General features: G+C 41.0%; 15 protein-coding genes and 1 tRNA gene. 6 read left to right on the forward strand and 10 right to left on the reverse strand.

Annotated elements, in window-relative coordinates; genetic code table 11:
- Positions 1-117: 117 nt before the first annotated feature.
- Positions 118-1,041 carry a hypothetical protein gene (locus tag SNE26_RS04835; RefSeq protein WP_321558236.1) on the reverse strand — a complete coding sequence of 308 codons (924 nt, stop codon included), beginning with the start codon at positions 1,039-1,041 and terminating at the stop codon, positions 118-120.
- A gap of 470 nt (positions 1,042-1,511) precedes the next feature.
- Positions 1,512-2,690: an acetyl-CoA C-acyltransferase gene (locus SNE26_RS04840; RefSeq protein ID WP_321558237.1), complete on the reverse strand. Its 1,179-nt coding sequence runs from the start codon at positions 2,688-2,690 to the stop codon at positions 1,512-1,514.
- A gap of 262 nt (positions 2,691-2,952) precedes the next feature.
- Between SNE26_RS04840 and SNE26_RS04845 the strand changes: the two genes are divergently transcribed.
- Both SNE26_RS04845 and SNE26_RS04850 read left to right on the forward strand, forming a co-directional pair.
- Entirely contained in the window at positions 2,953-3,342 is a 390-nt protein-coding gene (locus SNE26_RS04845; RefSeq protein WP_321558238.1) for a transposase, read from the forward strand.
- Entirely contained in the window at positions 3,237-4,151 is a 915-nt protein-coding gene (locus SNE26_RS04850) for an IS3 family transposase (RefSeq protein ID WP_321558239.1), read from the forward strand. Before SNE26_RS04845 ends, SNE26_RS04850 begins: the two co-directional genes overlap by 106 nt.
- A gap of 18 nt (positions 4,152-4,169) precedes the next feature.
- On the opposite strand, the gene SNE26_RS04855 is transcribed toward SNE26_RS04850, so the two are convergent.
- From SNE26_RS04855 to SNE26_RS04875, 5 genes are all read right to left on the reverse strand, one after another.
- Positions 4,170-4,688, reverse strand: a complete 519-nt coding sequence (locus SNE26_RS04855; protein WP_321560018.1) for an IS630 family transposase — start codon at positions 4,686-4,688, stop codon at positions 4,170-4,172.
- Between the two features lie 7 nt (positions 4,689-4,695).
- Positions 4,696-5,220 (reverse strand): helix-turn-helix domain-containing protein, encoded by a 525-nt coding sequence (locus SNE26_RS04860; RefSeq protein WP_321557871.1) that lies wholly within the window; start codon positions 5,218-5,220, stop codon positions 4,696-4,698.
- A gap of 222 nt (positions 5,221-5,442) precedes the next feature.
- On the reverse strand, positions 5,443-5,616 hold the full coding sequence (locus tag SNE26_RS04865; protein ID WP_321558240.1) for an Arc family DNA binding domain-containing protein: 174 nt from the start codon (positions 5,614-5,616) through the stop codon (positions 5,443-5,445).
- 1 nt (position 5,617) lies between these two features.
- Positions 5,618-6,145 carry a hypothetical protein gene (locus SNE26_RS04870; RefSeq protein WP_321558241.1) on the reverse strand — a complete coding sequence of 176 codons (528 nt, stop codon included), beginning with the start codon at positions 6,143-6,145 and terminating at the stop codon, positions 5,618-5,620.
- Between the two features lie 5 nt (positions 6,146-6,150).
- Positions 6,151-7,008, reverse strand: a complete 858-nt coding sequence (locus tag SNE26_RS04875) for an SPFH domain-containing protein (RefSeq protein ID WP_321558242.1) — start codon at positions 7,006-7,008, stop codon at positions 6,151-6,153.
- Between the two features lie 114 nt (positions 7,009-7,122).
- On the opposite strand from SNE26_RS04875, the gene SNE26_RS04880 reads away from it, so the two are divergent.
- Positions 7,123-9,192: an HDIG domain-containing metalloprotein gene (locus SNE26_RS04880; RefSeq protein ID WP_321558243.1), complete on the forward strand. Its 2,070-nt coding sequence runs from the start codon at positions 7,123-7,125 to the stop codon at positions 9,190-9,192.
- Positions 9,193-9,277: 85 nt separating this feature from the next.
- Positions 9,278-9,364, forward strand: a tRNA-Ser gene (locus SNE26_RS04885).
- A 218-nt stretch (positions 9,365-9,582) separates the two neighbouring features.
- On the opposite strand, the gene SNE26_RS04890 is transcribed toward SNE26_RS04885, so the two are convergent.
- The 3 genes from SNE26_RS04890 to SNE26_RS04900 form a co-directional block, all read right to left on the reverse strand.
- Entirely contained in the window at positions 9,583-10,587 is a 1,005-nt protein-coding gene (locus tag SNE26_RS04890; protein ID WP_321558244.1) for an NADP-dependent oxidoreductase, read from the reverse strand.
- A 46-nt stretch (positions 10,588-10,633) separates the two neighbouring features.
- Entirely contained in the window at positions 10,634-11,446 is an 813-nt protein-coding gene (locus SNE26_RS04895; RefSeq protein ID WP_321558245.1) for an SDR family NAD(P)-dependent oxidoreductase, read from the reverse strand.
- 143 nt (positions 11,447-11,589) lie between these two features.
- Positions 11,590-12,180, reverse strand: a complete 591-nt coding sequence (locus SNE26_RS04900) for a TetR/AcrR family transcriptional regulator (protein ID WP_321558246.1) — start codon at positions 12,178-12,180, stop codon at positions 11,590-11,592.
- 422 nt (positions 12,181-12,602) lie between these two features.
- Between SNE26_RS04900 and SNE26_RS04905 the strand changes: the two genes are divergently transcribed.
- Both SNE26_RS04905 and SNE26_RS04910 read left to right on the forward strand, forming a co-directional pair.
- Entirely contained in the window at positions 12,603-13,199 is a 597-nt protein-coding gene (locus SNE26_RS04905; RefSeq protein WP_321558247.1) for an RNA polymerase sigma-70 factor, read from the forward strand.
- Positions 13,200-13,374: 175 nt separating this feature from the next.
- Positions 13,375-14,439, forward strand: a complete 1,065-nt coding sequence (locus SNE26_RS04910; protein WP_321558248.1) for a FecR domain-containing protein — start codon at positions 13,375-13,377, stop codon at positions 14,437-14,439.
- Positions 14,440-14,641 lie beyond the last annotated feature (202 nt).

Genomic DNA, 14,641 nt, shown 5'->3' on the forward strand with positions numbered 1-14,641 from the left:
AACTTAAAAATTTGCTAAAGGTAATATAAATCTTACAAACCGAAATTTAATACCGAAAGTGTTACAATTTAAACAATAAAAGTGTTGGTTTTTGGGCTGTTGGTATTATTTAATTTCCTAATGTTTTACCGGTAAAAGGGCGCGGTCTTTTGCGGCCTGCTTTTTGGGATCAATATATTCATTATCGGTGGCCGAATTGCCATCGGCAATGTTTCGCATGTCAAGGTTTTCTATATAAGTCCAGCGGCCATCTTTTAATTTATAACCATCGTAACTCATGTCGGGCCCAAAGGTTTCGGGTTTGTCTTTGCTTCTGGTATCCGGCGCCGAAAGGTGATCAAACACAATAAGGTTCTGTTCGGGCACATACCTCAACAGCATGGATACCTGCCGGGCATATTCAAATACTACCCTGTTGCGGGTTTTGGCATTGCCGTTAAATACCGGCATTCCAAATTGCGGCACGCCATTGTTAAATGAAATTACATCAATCACTTTTTTGGTAGATTTTATCGTATTGCCTTTCCAGCCTATTAACACGTAGTAGGGCTTGGGAGCATATACAGGTACTATTTTATAGTATTGGGCACCATACCATTTATGGCTGTCGGTCACCGAATCTTCTGGGTTTTTTAATAATGGCGAGTAATCCTCGAGCGGGTACATTTTAAGCGGACCGCCGGTATTTATTTGCACTGTGCCATAAAAACGGTAGCTGCCGTCAAGGTTTATTACGTGCCAGCTCAGGATCCGGAAACGGTTATCGGGCGAATTAACAATGCTGATGCTCTTAACTGAATCAAACGGGAATAGGAAGGAGTTATTGATCTTTAACGCCTGTACCAGGGTTTTAATAAACAGGTAATTGGCATTTTTACGCTCCATATCGTTCTCATCATTTACTATCTTTTTACCGAGATGGGTAAGGCTGTCCTGGTATTGGCCAAGTTTTTTGAGCCGCGTACCCTCGTCATAGTGTTGGGCAAAAGTTTGCAGGCAAAGCAGGATAGAAAGGAGGGTTAGCGCAGCTTTTTTTGTCACGATTTTGATTTAATTAAACTCATCTCTTCGTATCTTAGAAGCTGTTTAAAAACGGTAATTTGAAAATGTTATGGATAATTGAAAGAATTTTACACATGGTTTTAAGCTGTTTTTTCCTAAAAAATGAGTGAGAATCAGCTTAATTCACCTGTAAAGTGTTCCTATAACATTCTTGTAATATCAAATTTAAACAGCCTCTCATAACGACGTGATCATAAGTTGTTGATTATTAAATATATTTTTTGATCGGTATTATAAATATGGGCGTTCCCGTTAGCTAACGGGCCGGGCTTTTCGTTGCAAGTCCTCGCTTTTCCTGCCCGCCAACCCCGACACACGCTGTGGGCTTTTCACTGCAATCCCTAACGCGCCCCACGCACAACATCACCAAAAGTATATTTTACACATTATCAAGGTTTTTTTTAAAAGTTCTCCTGATTGTTACTCGTAATGACATTATTTTAAAAGTATTAACGTAAATTTTCAATAACCATTGCGCTGGCCCCGCCGCCGCCATTGCAGATGCCGGCAGCGCCGTATTTGCCGTTGTTTTGCTTTAATACGTGTAAAAGGGTAACAATGATTCGTGTGCCCGAAGCGCCGAGAGGGTGACCTAATGAAACAGCACCGCCGTTAACGTTCACTTTTTCCGGATCGAGATTTAATAATTGGTTGTTGGCTATTGATACTACAGAGAAAGCTTCATTGATCTCGAAGAAGTCGATATCCGAATTTTGAAGGCCCGCCCTGTGCAATGCCAGCGGGATGGCTTTTGACGGTGCGGTAGTAAACCATTCGGGCGCCTGCTGTGCATCGGCGTAGGAAACCACCTTAGCCAACGGGGTTATACCGAGTTCATCCGCTTTTTCGCGGCTCATGAGCACTACGGCTGCCGCGCCATCATTCAGTGTTGAAGCGTTGGCGGCCGTAACGGTACCATCTTTTTTAAATACCGGTTTCAGCGACGGGATCTTATCAAACTTTACCGTTTGAGGCTCCTCATCTTCGGCAAACATCGTGATATCGCCTTTTTTGTCTTTAAGGCCAACGGGGGTTATTTCATCTTTAAATTTGCCGTCCGCCTGTGCTTTTTGGGCACGTTGGTATGATAGTATGGCGTAGGCGTCCTGCTCTTCACGGCTGATGTTGCAGTCGGTAGCGCAAAGCTCGGCTGCTGAACCCATGTGGTAGTCATTATAAACATCCCAAAGGCCATCTTTCACCAGGCCGTCGATAATTTGCCCGTTACCTAAACGGTAACCGTTGCGGGCTTTATCCAGGTAGTAAGGCACATTGCTCATGCTTTCCATGCCGCCGGCAACTACAATGTCATTTTGGCCTATTGCTATACTTTGGGCAGCCAGCATAATGGCTTTCATACCCGATGCGCAAACTTTATTAACAGTAGTTGCAGGCAGATAGGGGAGCCCTGCAAATATAGCGGCCTGGGTTGCCGGTGCCTGCCCAACATTGGCCGACATCACATTGCCCATGTAAGCTTCCTGTACCTGGTCGGGCCGTAAGCCTGCTTTCTCTACTGCTGATTTGATGACTGCCGCGCCCAGCTGCGTGGCGCTGATGGCTGCTAAGCTGCCTCCAAAACTACCTATAGGTGTGCGTGTGGCAGCTACTATTACTACTTCTTTCATGTGTCCCTCATTAAAATTGGTGGGCAAATTTAGTGATTTGAATGAAAGAAAATACTATGCATGCATAATAAATTAATATGGGAGATTAGAGGTTGGTGGTTAGAGATTAGTTGGCTTTGCGTATATATAAGTCAGAATTAAACGAATTAAGAATTTGCCGGATTTGCCCATCATTCTGTCTCTGTCAGTTCTTTAATTTATTGGTGCTTGTCCTGTCCTGAAATAGGTTGACAAAAAAAGGTTAACAAAAAAGGCAGGAAACATGACAAGAAGTAGCGTAAGAGTAGTTCGGTACAGTATTAGCTTTAAACAAAAAGTAGTCAGGGAGATAGAAGAAGAAGGTCTGAGCGTGACAGAAGCAAGCCGTCGCTACGGGATCGGTGGAGCAGAGACAGTAAGCAGATGGCTTGGTGCATTAGGTAAACAATATTTACAAAACAAGGTAATCAGAGTGGAAACGAAAGCAGAGAAGGATCGGTTATTAGAATTAGAACAGGAAGTTAAAAAGTTAAAGCTGGCTTTGGCAGATGCTTACCTGGCGCGGGATTGCGCAGAAGAGGTAGTCAAGCAGGCAGGCAAACTATACGGGGAGGATTTAAAAAAAAAGTTTGGCGGTCAAGTATCGGAGCGCTCCGGTCAAAATACAGATTAAATGAGTTATGCCGCTATTTTGAAGTAAGCCGGAGTGGTTACTATAAAGCGGTATCTGCTGCAGACAGAAAAGCATTAAATGAGACAGTTATCTTATCATTGGTACATGAGGTTCGCAGGAACCATCCGCGTCTGGGAGGCAAGAAGTTATACTTTCTGCTAAAGAAAGATATAACTAAAGCAGGAATACGGATGGGTAGGGATATGTTCTTTGAGTTGTTGGGCCGGCATAAGCTATTGGTAAAAAGACGCCGTAAATATGTTTCTACGACAGATTCTTATCATCGCTTCAGGGTCTACAGGAACCTAATGAAGGATAGACAGCTTACCAGTGCTCATCAGTGTTGGGTATCTGATATTACCTATATTCGTACATCAAAAGACTTTGTATACCTGTTTTTGATCACAGACGCGTTTTCGCGAAAAGTGGTAGGCTGGCATTTGTCAGATAGTCTTAGAATTGCGGGGGCTATCCGTAGCCTTCAAATGGCTATCCGGCAACGACAGTTTACGGATAGCCTGATCCATCATTCAGACCGGGGAATCCAGTATTGCAGCAATGATTATACAAAACTGTTAAAAAAGGCTAAAATCGGTATCAGCATGACAGAAGAGAACCATTGCTACGAAAATGCCATGGCGGAACGGGTGAATGGAATCTTAAAACAAGAATATGGTCTTGATAGTACATTCACTTCCGAAAAGGATGCACTTAGGGCAGTAAAAGAGGCTATAAACTCATATAATATGAGCAGGCCGCATTGGTCCTTAAACCTGGCAACACCGCAGCAGATACACATGGCTGCATAAGTTATTATATAAAGTACATTAAATATTTACAATTAATTTAGCTAAATTCTTTCCGAGATCATTTTCAACTTTGAAATCCTGCATAAAGACGTCAAAGCTATTGATCCGGTCTTCCAGATTGTGAACATACCGATTATGAGTAATCTTCTTTCTCATATACCACCAAACCCGCTCAATGGGATTCAGGTCGGGAGAATACGCTGGAAGGTATAGTAATTCTATCCTGTGCCTGTATCGCTCCAATATCGGTTTCAGTCTTTTGGCGTGATGATAGGGCACATTATCCAGAACCATTATCACCTTACGGTCCCGGTACATTTTCGTTACCAATAGCAGGAAACTAAAAAAGCTGACAGTATTGCCTTTGTCGGCTTTACCGGTGATTACAATCCCGGTTTCAGGTTCAATACAACCGAACAAAGTTTTCCTTTCTCTTTTTCGTTGTTTTTGATTTATTTTCGGCTGCTTACCTTTTTCTGCCCACATATACGAAACTGTAGCTGTGTTTGACAAACTTGCTTCATCCTCAAATACGATTACCGCATCAGCTTGCCGAACCCCCCGGAGTTTTTTTTAAAGCATTTACCTTTTCTTCCCTGTCCTGTGCTTCGGGATACAGGCCTTTACCCTTTTGAAATGTCAAACCTAACTTCTTTAATATATTGTATATCTGCGCTTTTTTATATTCAACCTGATATTCCTTCCTGATCAGTTCAATCAATAACGGCCCTGTCCAGGTGGCGCTGTTAAATCCATAATCATCGGGCTGCTTATTTAACAATACAGCTTTTATCGATTGTAGCTCATCATTCGTAAGCCGGTTATTTCTTCCCGGTTTTACCTTATCTATTAATGCCTCTATCCCGCCTTCATTTAAACGGTTTACCCAATTGCAAATCGACTTAAAAGACGTTTCGTAAATCGATTCCAACTCCTGTGGCCGCTTACCTAAAGAAACCTGGTAACAGGCGTATAATCTTATCGCCTGTTGATACTTCTCGTCTTTCCTCAATAGGGATCGTAACTCTTCTGAAGTATAATGTTCTATTTTTAATGCTACTTTGCTCATGTAAGCAAGTTACATTTTTTTTCTTTAATTGTAAAAATATATTAGACTTTATATAACAAAAGAAACGCATCTTTTAAAAGAAAAAAAGAAGCAAAAAAAGAAAAGCTGTTAATAAGTCGAAAACTCTTCGAGTTTCCGACTTATTAACAGCTCAAATAAACAACAATAATGTCTACTTTTTTCAGGACATGACAGCTCTGCCTAACCTCTAACCTCCAATCTCTAATCACTATCTTCCTTTTTCTTCTTCACGCCCTTTTTACGCACAAGCAGGGCCTGTTGCATGAGGTATTCGATCTGGCCATTGGTGCTCCTGAATTCTTCGGCAGCCCAACTCTCAATCTCCTTCAGCATGTCGGGGTTAATGCGTAATACAAATGCTTTCTTTTCGGCCATATCAACTTACGGCCGCTGCTTCGGCCTGTTTTAACAAAACTAAATTTATGCCCAGTAACGCCAATAGAGGTAGTTCTGGTACTTTTTTGATCATATCCGGATCGATTTTTACAATAAAAGGCTTTTTCCACTTCCAGAATTTGGTTTGTACGTTCAGGATATCGCCCAGTTGTTCACTTACCCAGGTGTAATTATGCGATAATATCTTTTTATTATAAAAAGTTGCCGTAAGACCATTGTTCAGCGTCAGGTTTACTTTACGACACCAAATCTGCGGTGTTATAAGGCCTATCTCCATCCTGTCAGGCTGCTCAATTATGAATTTACGGCCTACCCAGCTTTTGCGTTTTACTATCCAGCTTCCACCAACAGTTTCAAGTATACAGTTGCGTTTTAAAGCACCTGTATACGTGAGCTTGCCGTAGCTGAACTGCCCATCGGTAAGTTCATACCATGGTCGCCAAAGGCCATGCCTTAACACGGGTAATTCCGTTACGCGTAGCTGATCGAAGCTTCTGAATTGATCCATGGCTATTAATGGTATAAAGTACCGGTGTTAACAACAGGGTTAACGGCTTTATCACCGCAAAGTACAACCAGCAGATTGCTTACCATGGCCGCCTTGCGTTCTTCATCAAGTTCAACAATGTTCTTTTCTGAAAGCTTATTTAGTGCCATTTCAACCATGCCAACCGCACCTTCAACAATAAGTTTACGGGCAGCTATAATGGCCGATGCCTGCTGTACCTGCAACATGGAATGTGCAATTTCAGGTGCGTAGGCCAAATGCGAGATGCGGGCTTCCAATACCTCAATGCCGGCACGGTCAAGCCTTTCGTTCAATTCCTTCTCCAGCATGCTGCTCACCTGTTCGGCGCCGCCACGCAGGGTAATGGCTGCAGTCTCATCCTCCAGGTTATCATAAGGGAAAGAGTTGGCCAGGTGCCTTACAGCAGCCTCGCTCTGGATATTTACATATTGAATATAATTTTCAACTGCGAACACGGCAGCGGCGGTGTCTTTGATCTGCCATACTATAACCGCTGCAATTTCAATAGGGTTACCAATACTATCGTTTACTTTCAGTTGCTGCCCGTTAAGGTTAAAGGCCCTTAGCGATACTTTTCTTTTTACGGTGAAAGGGTTCACCCAAAAAAAGCCGTCTTTTTTTACGGTACCCAGGTACTTGCCGAAAAGCGTAAGCACTTTTGATTCGTTAGGATTAACGACAACAAGTCCCGGGAGCAGAAAAACGAAGCCAAGAATGGCTAATATAGCGCCTATAGGCTCTTCGCCTGCCCAAAAGCACAGGGCAGCTATTACCAATAATGCCAGGAATACAATAAGCACGGCAAAGCCGGATGGCGGGTTGATGGTTTTTTCAGGATTCATGATTCAGATTGATTTTAAAGTGATATCACAAAGATATCAAATTTGTTTTTGCAAAAGCAAGAAAAACTGCATATAACAGAAACTTATATTATTTTTGGCAGGTTAATCATTTAAATGGCAAAACTATCCACTTCGCGCCAAAAGGCTTTACTGCGCAAATACGCCCGTAATGTTAAGTTTTTGATGATGCTGATCAGTATCGTGCTTATTGTTTACTTTTTACCAAAGCAGGCAAAATTTAGCTACGAGCACGAAAAAGGCAGGATCTGGAACCAGAAAGACCTGGTATCGCCCTATAATTTCGCTATATTAAAAACACCGCAGGAAATCATTGCCGACCAGAAATCGGCACTGGAAAGCATAACGCCAATTTACCAGCTGGATGCAGGGATGCAAAACCAGCAGATTGAAGGCTTTAAAGCCGACCTGGAAATTAAATGGCACAATGCCGGTATTAACGATAAACTTAAGTCGAAATATATTGCTGTCGGTACCGATTTATTGACAGAAATTTACCAAACAGGGGTTTTTAAGCCCAATGCCAAATATCAGCAAAGCTCAGAAAATTATCCCATCCGGATCCTGGATAAAAATGTTGCCACTGACAAAAACACCAGCGAACTGTTTACCAAAGAAAAAGCGCAGGCTTATTGTGATAAGGTACTGAGTAAACATACAGATTTAGATAAAGCCTTCCTGCTCGATCTGATCAGCAATCGCCTCCAAAATAACCTTGCCTATGATAATAACCTAACCTCCAGGCTGGAGAAGGAAGTTGTCGAAGGCCTTTCAGTAACACGCGGGATGGTGCAAAAAGGGGAGGTGATAGTTTACAAAGGCTCGGTAGTTAATGATGATGTTTATCAAAAACTGGAATCATTTAAAAAAGCCTTTGAGGATAATGCACGTGTTAACGGTAACCGGAACCTGGTACTGCTGGGGCAGTTTTTCCTGGTGGCTATAGCTATATCGCTGCTCATGATTTTTCTATATCTTTTCCGTAAGGATATTTACGCCGATAACAGGTTGGTGAGCTTAATATTACTGGTAATTACTACCATGCTGGCCACCTTATCGCTGGCTATAAAACTGCAGTTTCCTACCAACTTGTACTATATACCATACTGTATAGTACCTATCATCATCCGTATATTGTTTGATACCCGTTTGGCGCTTAATATCCATTTGCTGGTAGTGCTGATAGCCGGCTTTTTTGTGCCCAACAGCTTTGAGTTTGCCTACTATGAGATTACGGCGGGCATGGTATCCATCTACAGTATTAAAAACCTGGTGCGCCGTGAGCAATTCCTGATCTCTGCGGTGATCATCATTTTTACCTACTTCGTGGCATTTTTGGGGATTACCTTTATCCGCGAGGGCGATTTCCTGAATATCGACTGGATGGACTTTTTGCCTTTTGTAGTTAGCGTGCTGCTTACCCTGCTGGCTTACCCGCTTATTTACCTCTTTGAGAAGGTATTTGCCATCACATCCGAAATTACGCTCATCGAGCTTACCAATACCAATGCACCATTGCTGCGCGAACTGGCTTTTAACGCCCCCGGCACCTTTCAGCATTCGCTGCAGGTAGCTAACCTGGCCGAAAATGCTATTTATGCAGTTGGCGGTAATGCCCTGCTGGTTAGGGCAGGGGCGCTTTATCATGATATAGGTAAAATGGAAAACCCTTTGTTCTTTATCGAGAACCAAAGCTCGGGCTTTAATCCGCATGATAAACTGCCTTATGAAGAAAGTGCCCAGATCATTATCCGCCATGTGAGCAGGGGTATTGAAATGGCGCGCAAGGCCAACCTGCCCGAGGTAGTGATAGATTTCATCCGCACCCATCACGGTAATACCCGGGTGGATTATTTTTACCAGTCGTCATTGAAAAATTTCCCTGAAAAATTCATCAACGAGAATATTTTTCGCTATCCCGGCCCTATTCCTTTCACCAAAGAAGGTGCCGTTTTGATGCTTGCCGACTCGGTTGAGGCCGCTTCGCGCTCATTGAAAGAACCCGACGAAGAATCCATCAGTGTACTGGTTGATCGTATTGTAAAATACAAGCTTGATCAAAACCAGTTGAAAGACAGTAATATAACTTTGAAAGATATAGAAACAATCAAAGCTATTTTTAAGCGGATGCTGATGAGTATTTATCATGTTAGGATAGATTATTAAAAAATGTAATTTTTTTTTGCAGGGATACTTGAATTACTATATTTGCAGTCCCTGAAAAAAGGGATGTAGTTTAAAAAAACAAAACGGAGAGATGCCTGAGAGGCCGAAAGGAACAGTTTGCTAAACTGTCGTACTGGAAACGGTACCGAGGGTTCGAATCCCTCTCTCTCCGCAAAACAACAAAGCCTGACTATTGTCAGGCTTTGTTGTTTATAATAAATAGCTATAATGGATCTTAAGGTGTTCTAAGGGCTCTTAAACTTATATGATCGCTCCAAAAAAAGCGTTCGGCATTTGTCCCATCCCGGTGCCTCGGGAAAGCATACGATAATACTATACAGAACGACTATAATTTGTCAGTTTTTCATGTACCCAGCTGCTAAGATTTTATCATTTAATTTTTATTACCACTTTTCCTTTAGTACGGCCTGTTTCAACATAAGCCAGTGCTTCATTTGTTTGTTCAAATGAAAATACTTTGTCAACCATAGGTATAATAACACCTGCTTCTATCAATGATGTGATTTCTCCCAGTTGACTTCCTTCCGCTTTCATAAATAAGAATAGAAACCTGACATTTAATTTTTTTGCTTTTTTCTTTACGCCGGCACTCAAAAGCCCTGTTACTAATTTTAAGTACCAGGGCAAACCAATTTGGCTGGCAAACTCGATAGTTGGAGGCCCGACTAATGAAATTAGCTGCCCGCCGGGTTTTAAAACGCGGAGTGATTTCTCAAGTATTTTTGTGTCGTGATTACTGTGTATGACCAGATTGTAATCTTTAAGTTTGGTTTCGAAATCCTGGTTTTTGTAATCTATTACGAGGTCAGCACCAAGTTTTTTTACCCAATCAACATTCATAGTGCTTGTTGTTGTGGCAACGTAAGCTCCTAAATGTTTTGCCAACTGAATGGCGAATACACCGACACCGCCCGAACCTGCCTGAATGAAAACTTTTTGGCCTTTTTTTACATGTCCTATTTCAACAAGTGCCTGCCAGGCGGTTAAGCCGACCAACGGAATTGAACTGGCCTCGTCCATGGTAAGGTTTTTAGGTTTTAAAGCTAAATCGGCTTCATCGATAGAAATGTATTCAGCAAAAGTGCCTGTTCTGTAGTCGCCCACCCTTGAATACACTTCATCGCCAACTTTGAATTTGCTGACTTTTGAACCAATTTTAGTTACAACACCAGCCACGTCGTGTCCATTTACAAATGGTGGCTTGTAGTGTAAAAACAATTTGAAATCGCCATTTTTAATGAGTGAATCCAGCAAATTGACCCCTGCTGAATGTATTTGCACCAATACATCATTTTCCTTTACATCCGGATTTGGTAATTCAGTCAGATGTAGTTTTTCTTTTTTGCCGTAGCGCTTTACTATGAATGCCCGCATTATTATATTTTTTAAGTGATTTTCCGTAAACTTTTTAAGTAAAATGCTATTTTGAAGCGTTAACCGATTTCAGAATGGATTTTTCAAAAACCTTATAGGCGAAATGTTGGAGCAGGAGCACGATTGATGATCCTTTTCCGACAGGGTAGCTGAATTTCGGGTTGGTTTCTTTCACTGTTTGCAGTAAAGTATTGATGACAAGCGTAGGTTCAGGGGCATTATCAAATGACTTTTGGGTATACGCGGTGACTTTTTGCCGGAACAAATCATAGTCTTTGATGGTTCCTGCTGCAACAGTTGCGCTTTCACCGATATTGGTTTTGAAACTGATCGGTTCAACCATAACCACCTTGATATTAAACTGGTTCAATTCAAACCGAAGCAATTTAAAATAACCTTCAAGGGCATGTTTAGATGCCGTGTAATAAGACACATATGGAAGACCGACTAAACCCAGCAGGGAGCCAAGTGTGATTATTTTTCCATGTCTCTGCTTCCTGAAGTAGGGAAGCAACTCGTTAGTTAATTTGATCGTTCCCCAAAAGTTGGTCTCAAACTGCAGTTTACCCAACTCAATCGGGGTTTCCTCGGCAAGTCCGTTTACTAAGTAACCTGCATTGTTGATCAGCACATCTAAAGTATTGATCTCACTGAACAACTGCTTGCCGAATGACGCAATGGAATGATCATCATTCAGATCCAACGGCAGTAACTTAAATGGCAATTTTGCCTGATGTTTTTTTGGATCCCGGCTTGTGCCTATTACTTCGTAACCATTTTCGTGTAGCTTGTTGGCGACAAGCAGCCCAATGCCGGATGAGGCACCTGTGACTAATACTGTTTTTCCTTTTAATTGCATGATTCTTTTATTTTATACTTTTTAGTATATTTTATTGCAGTGCTGTGTGCGTTTATTTACTTAATCAGGATGTTTTTATACTTTGCTTTTTAGCGACCCTTAATACATAAAATACCTTTTAGTATATTTTATACCAAAAAAAGTTATATCACATAACTTTCCAACTCATCTTTCAGGCTCCTGAGCAAGCCAGCCATTGGTTTCGCCGTATTCATCGCCCTGCACATTACAACGGCTCCTTCAACCGCGGCCACCACTTTGAAGGCATAAACAGCCGGATCAAGCTGGTCCGAAAATTCGCCGTCTGCAATACCTTGACTTAAAATAGTGACAAACAATTCTTGCCCATGTCTAATGATTCCCGATATCTTTTCTTTAATAGCCGGAAAGTTATCATCAGATTCCACAGCCATATTTAATACAGGGCATCCGCCTTTAAGGTAAGTATTCAAGGGATCTTTATAGAAATCAAGATAAGCAAATACTTTAGCCTTAGCAGTTTTACCCTTACTGATGGTAGATAACATTTTTTCGCCGTTGTTATTCAGCATGAAATCAACAACCTGTAAAGCAAGGTCTTCCTTACCTTCAAAATGACCGTAAAGGCATCCTTTCGTCAATTTTGTGGCAGCAAGCACATCGTCTATGTTAGCGCCCGATACCCCTTTCTGATTAAAAATTGGGGCGGCTGTTTCCAGGATAAATTGTTTTGTTCTTTCCGCTTTGGTAAGCATATTAATAAAATCTTGAAACAAAAATATACTAAAAAGTCTATTAAAAAATACTTTTTAGTATATTGTGTTCTTTATGATATGAAGATGACAATCAGCTCTATAACGCATTATCCACACAATTTAATTAGTTACTTAAATCTGACGGCAAATTTGATGGCATATTTTCCCCGTGTCCCTGGGTAATCCTTTATAATTTTTATGTGCTCTATATCTCATTTATTTTTAGCACCTGTTATACATTAACCAGGTTCACCGGGGCCGGTATATTACTAAGCGTATCATAAATATGCTTAATTGTAAACTGAGATTAGTAAATGGTCAATATTGTTTATTTCTGCCTTGCTTTTCCCACCTAAATTTAGCGCAACCAATTGTAGGCATTTCTCCACCATAAGTGCCCTTACCAAACAAACCTGCTGCTAATGTTAGATATTGACGTTAAAGATTTACTGTTAAAAATAGCTCATGATGATGATCTGGCATCTTTTCAAAAGATCTATTTTTTGTATTATGACAGGCTGTTAAAATTAGCCTGCTCTTTTGTGAAATTGACTGAAGTAGGCGAGGAGATAGTAGATGATGTTTTTGTAAAAGTATGGACAACCCGGGCCAAATTAACCAGCGTTAATAATTTAACGGTTTACTTGTATGTCGCCGTTAAAAACCAGTCGATCAACTATAATGCCGCTAATCGAATGACTTACATTGACTTTGAATCGGTTAATTTTGAGTTTAAGGATCACGGCAGCTCACCCGAGGATATAATGATCACTGATGAACTTGCAAAAATTATTGATCATGCGGTAGAGCATTTACCCGCAGAATGTAAAATGGTGTACAAACTTGTTAAAGAAGATAGGTTAAAATATCGGAAGGTAGCCGAGATCCTGAATATCTCCGTTAAAACGGTTGAATATCATATGGGTAACGCGCTTAAAACAATAGCTGCGGCAATCTCCGCTTCATCCGGTCATCATAAAAAGGTGTTTAAAAAGTTATCCGGCATTTTCCTTTTTTAGCAAGGTCGTCGTAAACAGATACAGCAAAATAAGAAGCTGTGCCATAATTAAATGGTGCAGCTTTTTTGGGTTTTAGCCCATTGTTAATCCAGGCCTGTTATTTCATTTAAATTTATTTTTATTTTATCACTGGGGTGTTTTCATTTTTCCCTGTCCTTGTTACTGACGCAAAAAAATGAACCAGGACACACTTTGGATACTTGTTGGAAAAAAACTGAATAAGGAGGCTACCCCCGACGAGCTTCATCAGTTGGATATGCTGCTTAAGCAACCCTGGGCAGATGTTTATTCGATACAAATATTAGAAGCCATGTGGCAGCAAAACCCTGATCGGCCGCCCCGCTTTATTTCTCACAAACTTCAGCAAAAATGGGACAGGCTGGAAATTAAGCTTGATACCGGTAATACTGCTTCGAACGACCCGGTAAGTGAGGCCGGCATTTTGGTAAAAAAATCCAAACGCAGATTTATCCCGGTTACGGTAGCCGCAGCATGTTTGGTTTTTGGCTTGCTGTCGTTTTTTTACTGGAAATATTATTTCGGGAGCTATGATGTTAAAACCTACCAAATAACGGCGCCCCTGGGCAATGTCAGCAAAATAATACTGCCCGACGGTACAAAGGTATGGCTTAATGCAGGCAGTAAAATAGTTTATAAAACAAATTATGGCAACAAATGCCGGATGATCCAATTAACCGGAGAGGCATTTTTTGATGTGGTAAAGGATAGCGAGCATCCATTTATTGTAAATACCGCTGCCATGCAAATAAAAGTTTTAGGCACAGCTTTTAATGTACGTTCTTATGCAGATGATAATGTTTCAGAAACATCCCTGATCAGGGGACGGATAGAGCTTACTCCCGCATCAAACCCTGATCATACCATCATATTAAAGCCTTCCGAAAAATTAACTATCCCAAACAAGATCAGATCTCATCGGGATGAAAACAATATGCTTATCACCTTAAGTGCCCTGCACACGGCAAAAAACGACTCATTACCCGCAGAAGCCCAGTGGCTTGAAAATAAGCTTGTATTTGATAACGAATACTTTGATGAGGTTGCCAAAAAAATGGAAAGGTGGTACAGCGTTTCCATCTCCTTTAAAAACGAACAATTAAAGCAGAAAAGGTTTAGCGGAAAATTTACAAAAGAGTCATTAAATACAGCCCTGGACGCGCTTAAAGCTACCAGCGATTTTAACTTTTTAATTGATAACGGAAAAGTAATTATTTATTAACCAATAATTTTTAACCTGAAAATATGCGTATGATAAAACTTGACCCATAAACCTCCATTAAACCAAAAAAGCGGAGAATGTTGACGCATTCCCCGCAATGATTGGTACCCAACTACGAGTCTTCTTAAACCAATAATTAAAGTAACCTAAATACTAAATTATGAAAAAAAATGCTTGCCGCGTAAGCAATATGCGGTTGCGA

The organism is Mucilaginibacter sp. cycad4, from assembly GCF_034263275.1.
Lineage (GTDB): Bacteria > Bacteroidota > Bacteroidia > Sphingobacteriales > Sphingobacteriaceae > Mucilaginibacter.

Excerpts from the sequence above, each read along its gene's own strand:
- SNE26_RS04860 (WP_321557871.1), bottom strand. The coding sequence starts at position 5,220 with ATGAGCAAAGTAGCATTAAAAATAGAACATTATACTTCAGAAGAGTTA.
- SNE26_RS04875 (WP_321558242.1), bottom strand. The coding sequence starts at position 7,008 with ATGAATCCTGAAAAAACCATCAACCCGCCATCCGGCTTTGCCGTGCTT.
- SNE26_RS04845 (WP_321558238.1), top strand. The coding sequence starts at position 2,953 with ATGACAAGAAGTAGCGTAAGAGTAGTTCGGTACAGTATTAGCTTTAAA.
- SNE26_RS04910 (WP_321558248.1), top strand. The coding sequence starts at position 13,375 with ATGAACCAGGACACACTTTGGATACTTGTTGGAAAAAAACTGAATAAG.
- SNE26_RS04890 (WP_321558244.1), bottom strand. The coding sequence starts at position 10,587 with ATGCGGGCATTCATAGTAAAGCGCTACGGCAAAAAAGAAAAACTACAT.
- SNE26_RS04870 (WP_321558241.1), bottom strand. The coding sequence starts at position 6,145 with ATGGATCAATTCAGAAGCTTCGATCAGCTACGCGTAACGGAATTACCC.
- SNE26_RS04880 (WP_321558243.1), top strand. The coding sequence starts at position 7,123 with ATGGCAAAACTATCCACTTCGCGCCAAAAGGCTTTACTGCGCAAATAC.
- SNE26_RS04905 (WP_321558247.1), top strand. The coding sequence starts at position 12,603 with ATGTTAGATATTGACGTTAAAGATTTACTGTTAAAAATAGCTCATGAT.
- SNE26_RS04900 (WP_321558246.1), bottom strand. The coding sequence starts at position 12,180 with ATGCTTACCAAAGCGGAAAGAACAAAACAATTTATCCTGGAAACAGCC.
- SNE26_RS04840 (WP_321558237.1), bottom strand. The coding sequence starts at position 2,690 with ATGAAAGAAGTAGTAATAGTAGCTGCCACACGCACACCTATAGGTAGT.
- SNE26_RS04895 (WP_321558245.1), bottom strand. The coding sequence starts at position 11,446 with ATGCAATTAAAAGGAAAAACAGTATTAGTCACAGGTGCCTCATCCGGC.
- SNE26_RS04865 (WP_321558240.1), bottom strand. The coding sequence starts at position 5,616 with ATGGCCGAAAAGAAAGCATTTGTATTACGCATTAACCCCGACATGCTG.